The organism is Cellulomonas sp. P5_C6 (assembly GCF_054049635.1).
On sequence record NZ_JBFULZ010000255.1, the window covers coordinates 1 to 4,827 of the forward strand.

The following is a 4,827-nucleotide window of genomic DNA, read 5'->3' on the forward strand; positions in this document are numbered from 1 at the left end:
CGGCTGGAGCGCGCGCAGGTCGAGGCGGACCGGCTGCGCGCCGACGTCGCGGCGGCCCGCGACGACGCGCGCAGCGCCCAGGAGCAGCTCGGCGCGCTCCAGCGCGAGCTTCGCCGGCTGCGGTCTGACGCCGACCGGGCCCGCAGCGAAGGACGCCGGGCGGCTGAAGAGGCGCGCGCGGTGCTGGATGCCGCCGAGCTCGCTCAGGCGCGTGCCGAGGACGACCTGCGGACCGCCCTGGAGGAGCGGCGTGCCTCGCAGGCGGAGCGCACCGCGGCCCGGGCGGAGCTCCGCGCCGCCCGCAAGCTCGCCGACGTCCGGGTGCGCCTGCTGCTCGACACGATCGTCGACGCCGCGAGCGGCCTGCGCTCCGAGCTGGCCCTGCCCCCGATCGCGGACCTCCCCGCCGACCTGGTCGGGMCGACGGCGGAGCAGCCCGCCGTGAGGCCCGGGTCGCGCGGCCGGTCCGTCGACGACCCCGCGCTGCTCGAGGAGCTGCTGCGGCAGCCGTGGGCGCACCTGGTGGTCGACGGGTACAACGTCTCGAAGTCCGGGTTCGGCGAGCTCTCGCTGGCCGAGCAGCGCCGGCGGCTCGTCGACGGGCTGGCCGGGGTCGCCGCCCGGACCGGCGCCGAGGTCACGTGCTGCTTCGACGGCAAGGAGGGGCAGCAGGGACCGCCGGGCGGGTACGCGCGGGGTGTCCGCGTGCTCTTCGCCGTCGGGGAGATCGCCGACGACCTCATCCGGCGGCTCGTGCACGCGGAGCCGCCGGGCCGCGTGCTGGTCGTCGTGACGAGCGACCAGGAGATCGTGCGCGACGTCGAGGCCGACGGTGCCTGGGTGGTGCCGTCGAGCACGCTCGTCGCGCGGCTGCAGCACCTCTGAGGGTGGCTGTCGGTGGTCGTTGCTAGCGTCCGCGACATGATCATCGACTGCGACACCTGCACCCAGCGCGGGGCCGCGTGCGCGGACTGCGTCGTCACGTTCCTGACCATCCCCGTCCGCGCGTCCACGCCCGAACCCGTGGTCGTCGCCGACGGGACGGCCGCAGGGGCGGTCGAGCTCGATGCCGCTGAGCAGCACGCCATCGGCGTGCTCGCGGCGTCGGGTCTCGTCCCGCCCCTGCGTCTGGTGCGCGCGGTGTGAGCCGTCAGTCGCGCGAGGGGCCCTCGTAGAGCGCGTCGATCTCGCCGGCGAACGCCTTGAGGACCTCGGCCCGACGGATGCTCAGCTTCGGCGTGAGGAAGCCGTTGGCGATGGTGAGGTCCGTGTCGAGGATCCGGTACTTGCGCACCGACTCGGCCCGCGAGACCGCCTTGTTGGCCTTCTCCACGGCCTTGTCGAGCGACGCGAGGACGTCGACGTCCTTGGCCGCCTCGGCCAGGGTCATCTCCGGCTTGCCGTGCGCGGAGAGCCAGCCGGGCACGCCCTCGGGGTCGAGCGTGACCAGCGCACCGATGAACGGGCGCTGGTCTCCGACGACGACGACCTGGCTGATCAGCGGGTGCGCGCGGAGACGGTCTTCCAGCACGGCGGGCGCGACGTTCTTGCCGCCGGCGGTGACGATGATCTCCTTCTTGCGCCCGGTGATCCGCAGGTAGCCCTCGTCGTCGAGGGAGCCGAGGTCGCCGGTGCGGAACCAGCCGTCGTGCAGCGACTCCGCGGTCGCGGCGTCGTTGTTGTGGTAGCCGCGGAACACCTGGACGCCCTTGACCTCGATCTCGCCGTCGGCGGCGATGCGGACGCCGCTGCCGGGCAGGGGCAGACCGACGCTGCCGATCTTCGTGCCACGGCCGGGGCGGTTGACCGTCGCGGGCGCCGTGGTCTCGGTCAGGCCGTAGCCCTCGAGCACGTTGAGGCCCAGCCCGCGGTAGAAGTGACCGAGCCGCTCGCCCAGCGGGGCACCGCCGGAGACGGCCCAGCGCGCCTGACCGCCCAGGGCGTTGCGCAGGCGGTGCAGGACGAGGACGTCGGCCACCTTGTGCTGCAGGCGCAGCCAGGGGCTCGGTCCGCGCGGGTTGTCGAGCGCGCGCGAGTAGACGATCGACGTCTTGGCGGCCCGCTGGAAGATCGCGCCCTTGCCGGACGCGGCGGCCTTCTGCTCGGCCGAGTTGTAGACCTTCTCGAACACGCGGGGGACCGCCAGGATGAACGTCGGCCGGAACGACCCGAGGTCCTCCACGAGCGTCGTCGTGCTGGGGCTGTGACCGAGGACGGCTCCGGCCGGGATGCAGAGCACCTCGATGAAGCGCGCGAACACGTGCGCGAGCGGCATGAACAGGAGCGTCCGCGCGTTCGGCTCGGCGAACACCTCGTCGAGGTCCGCGACCGCGTTGACGGTCAGCTCGTAGAAGTTGCCGTGCGTGAGCTCGACGCCCTTCGGGCGGCCGGTGGTCCCGGAGGTGTAGATGACGGTGGCGACGTCGGCCAGCGTCGAGAGCCCACGGCGACGCGTGATCTCCTCGTCGGGGACGTCGGCGCCCGCGGCCACGATCGTGTCGATCGCGCCGTCGTCGAGGATCAGGACCTCGCGCAGGTGCGGCGTCTCGGCGCGGACCTCGTCGACCACGGCGGCGTGCGTGTCCGTCTCGACGACGAGCAGGGACACGTCCGCGTCGGTGAGGATCCAGAGCACCTGCTCGGCCGACGACGTCTCGTACAGCGGCACGGGCACGGCGCCGGCGGCCCAGACGGCCCAGTCCAGCAGGGACCACTCGTAGCGGGTGCGGCTCATGATGCCGACGTGGTCGCCCGGCTGCACGCCGCGCGCGACGAGGCCCTTGGCCACGGACACGATCTCGGCGTCGAACTCGCGAGCGGTGAGCGGGATCCAGGGGCCGTCCTGCTGCGTCTTGAGCTCGACGACGACCTTGTCGGGGGTCCCGGTGACACGCTCGGCGAGGAGGTCGTTGAGGTTGTACGAGGGGTCGACCTCGAGACGCAACGGCGTGTGGAACTCGTCCATGCTGGCTCCAGTGACAGAGGGGCGAAGTGTGCCCCGAGGATACGGGACTCCGGTAGCCGCGAAGGCAGCACCCGAATGGGTACGCTCTGCGGCGGACCGGGTGCGACGTCCGTGGGCGCGTGAGCAGACGTGAGCACAGGGGCGTGTGCAGGCGGCTAGCGTGGGAGCCCGCACCGGACGGTAGCGAGCACGGTACGAGCGCGTAGGAGCACACACGAACATGCACGCCATCGGTGTGGACATCGGCGGGACGAAGATCGCTGCGGGGGTCGTCGACGAGGACGGCACGATCCTCGCGCAGACTCGTCGTGACACGTCTCCCGACGACGTCGCCGGTATCGACCGGGCGATCGCCGAGGTCTACACCGAGCTGAGCGGGTCCTACGAGGTCGCGGCGATGGGAGTCGCCGCCGCCGGGTTCGTGTCCGCGGACCGCTCCTCCGTCCTCTTCGCGCCGAACATCGCGTGGCGCGACTACCCGCTGCGCCAGAAGGTCCAGGCGATCCTCGGGGACGACGACGTCCTCATCGTCGTCGAGAACGACGCCAACGCGGCCGGCTGGGCCGAGTTCCGGTTCGGCGCGGCTCGCGACGTCGACGACATGCTCATGCTCACCGTCGGGACCGGGCTCGGGGGCGCGATCGTGTCCAACGGGAAGCTGGTCCGCGGTGCCTGGGGTGTCGCGGCGGAGATCGGGCACATGCGCGTGGTCCCCGGCGGGCACTACTGCGGCTGCGGGCACGAGGGCTGCTGGGAGCAGTACGCGTCCGGGAGCGCGCTGGTGCGGGATGCTCAGGCCACCGTCATCATCCAGCCGGAGCGCGCGACCCGCCTGCTCGAGCTCGCGGGCGGCGACGTCGACAAGCTCACCGGTCCGCAGGTCACGCAGGCGGCGCAGGAGGGCGACCCGCTCGCCGTCGAGCTGCTGGCCGAGCTCGGTCGCTGGGTGGGCGAGGGTGCGGCCTCCGCGACCGCGCTGCTCGACCCCGCGCTGATCGTCGTCGGCGGCGGCGTCGCGGACGCCGGCGACCTGCTGCTCGCGTCCGCCCGGAACGGCTTCGCCGAGCAGCTCTCGGGACGCGGGCACCGCCCGGAGGCGTCGATCGTCGTCGCGTCGATGGGCAACGACGCCGGGATGGTCGGTGCGGCCGACCTCGCGCGCCTCTGACCAGGGGGTGCGGGCCGGTCAGACCACCGCGCCGGAGTCGTGGTCGTCGGGGTCGCGCCGGTGCGGCATCCGCCACACGAGCACGCCCACGCCGATGACGAACACGACGGCGGCCGCCTGCACGAGCGCGGCGGGAGCGTCCTTCCAGGCCACGAGCACCACGAGCAGGAACAGCGGCATGCCCGCCGCGGCGAACCACGCCATGGTGAGCAAGGGGTCGCCGCCGAGGACCGGGCCCGGGTCCGGCGGGACGAAGTGCTCCTCCGCGTCGACCGCCGACTCCGCGCCGTCGAACTGCGAGGTGCCGTCCCAGTCACGGCCGCTCAGCTCGGGCTCCGGCGCCGCCTCCTGGGCGGGTCGCACGACGCGCCGCTCGGCCACCCACGGGGCGACGGGGAACGTCAGCCCGCTCGGGGGGTCGGTCGCCGGCGTGGCCTCGGGCTCCGGCGGATCCTCGGTGCCGTCGTACCCGTCGAGCTCGCTGAGCTGCGCGACGATCGACGCCCAGGCCTCCTCGTCCGTGGGTCCCACGTGATCGGGCTCGCCGTCGGACGACGGCGGGGGGACGTCCGCGCCGGCCGGCTGGACGCCGTCGTCGGGCTCGTCGGGGCGAGGTGCCATAGGAGCACTCTAGAGTCGGACCGAGCAGTCGGGGTGGCTCGTGCTCGGCTCCGCCTGCCGCAGGGGGATGTCG

At 73.4% G+C, this 4,827-nt stretch carries 5 protein-coding genes; 3 read left to right on the forward strand and 2 right to left on the reverse strand.

Going from position 1 to position 4,827, the window contains the following annotated elements; genetic code table 11:
• A partial coding sequence (locus ACXJKG_RS19385; RefSeq protein WP_456847362.1) for an NYN domain-containing protein occupies positions 1-885 on the forward strand: 885 nt, incomplete at its 5' end.
• A gap of 36 nt (positions 886-921) precedes the next feature.
• Positions 922-1,146: a hypothetical protein gene (locus tag ACXJKG_RS19390; RefSeq protein WP_456847363.1), complete on the forward strand. Its 225-nt coding sequence runs from the start codon at positions 922-924 to the stop codon at positions 1,144-1,146.
• A 4-nt stretch (positions 1,147-1,150) separates the two neighbouring features.
• Here ACXJKG_RS19390 and ACXJKG_RS19395 read toward each other — a convergent pair whose 3' ends face one another.
• A complete protein-coding gene (locus ACXJKG_RS19395; protein WP_456847364.1) occupies positions 1,151-2,965 on the reverse strand; it encodes an AMP-dependent synthetase/ligase in 1,815 nt (604 codons plus the stop codon).
• A 220-nt stretch (positions 2,966-3,185) separates the two neighbouring features.
• Between ACXJKG_RS19395 and ACXJKG_RS19400 the strand changes: the two genes are divergently transcribed.
• Positions 3,186-4,133 (forward strand): ROK family glucokinase, encoded by a 948-nt coding sequence (locus tag ACXJKG_RS19400; RefSeq protein WP_456847365.1) that lies wholly within the window; start codon positions 3,186-3,188, stop codon positions 4,131-4,133.
• 18 nt (positions 4,134-4,151) lie between these two features.
• Here the strand turns inward: ACXJKG_RS19400 and ACXJKG_RS19405 are convergent, their stop codons facing one another.
• A complete protein-coding gene (locus ACXJKG_RS19405; RefSeq protein ID WP_456847366.1) occupies positions 4,152-4,754 on the reverse strand; it encodes a hypothetical protein in 603 nt (200 codons plus the stop codon).
• Positions 4,755-4,827: the final 73 nt, after the last annotated feature.

Excerpts from the sequence above, each read along its gene's own strand:
- ACXJKG_RS19390 (WP_456847363.1), top strand. The coding sequence starts at position 922 with ATGATCATCGACTGCGACACCTGCACCCAGCGCGGGGCCGCGTGCGCG.
- ACXJKG_RS19395 (WP_456847364.1), bottom strand. The coding sequence starts at position 2,965 with ATGGACGAGTTCCACACGCCGTTGCGTCTCGAGGTCGACCCCTCGTAC.
- ACXJKG_RS19400 (WP_456847365.1), top strand. The coding sequence starts at position 3,186 with ATGCACGCCATCGGTGTGGACATCGGCGGGACGAAGATCGCTGCGGGG.
- ACXJKG_RS19405 (WP_456847366.1), bottom strand. The coding sequence starts at position 4,754 with ATGGCACCTCGCCCCGACGAGCCCGACGACGGCGTCCAGCCGGCCGGC.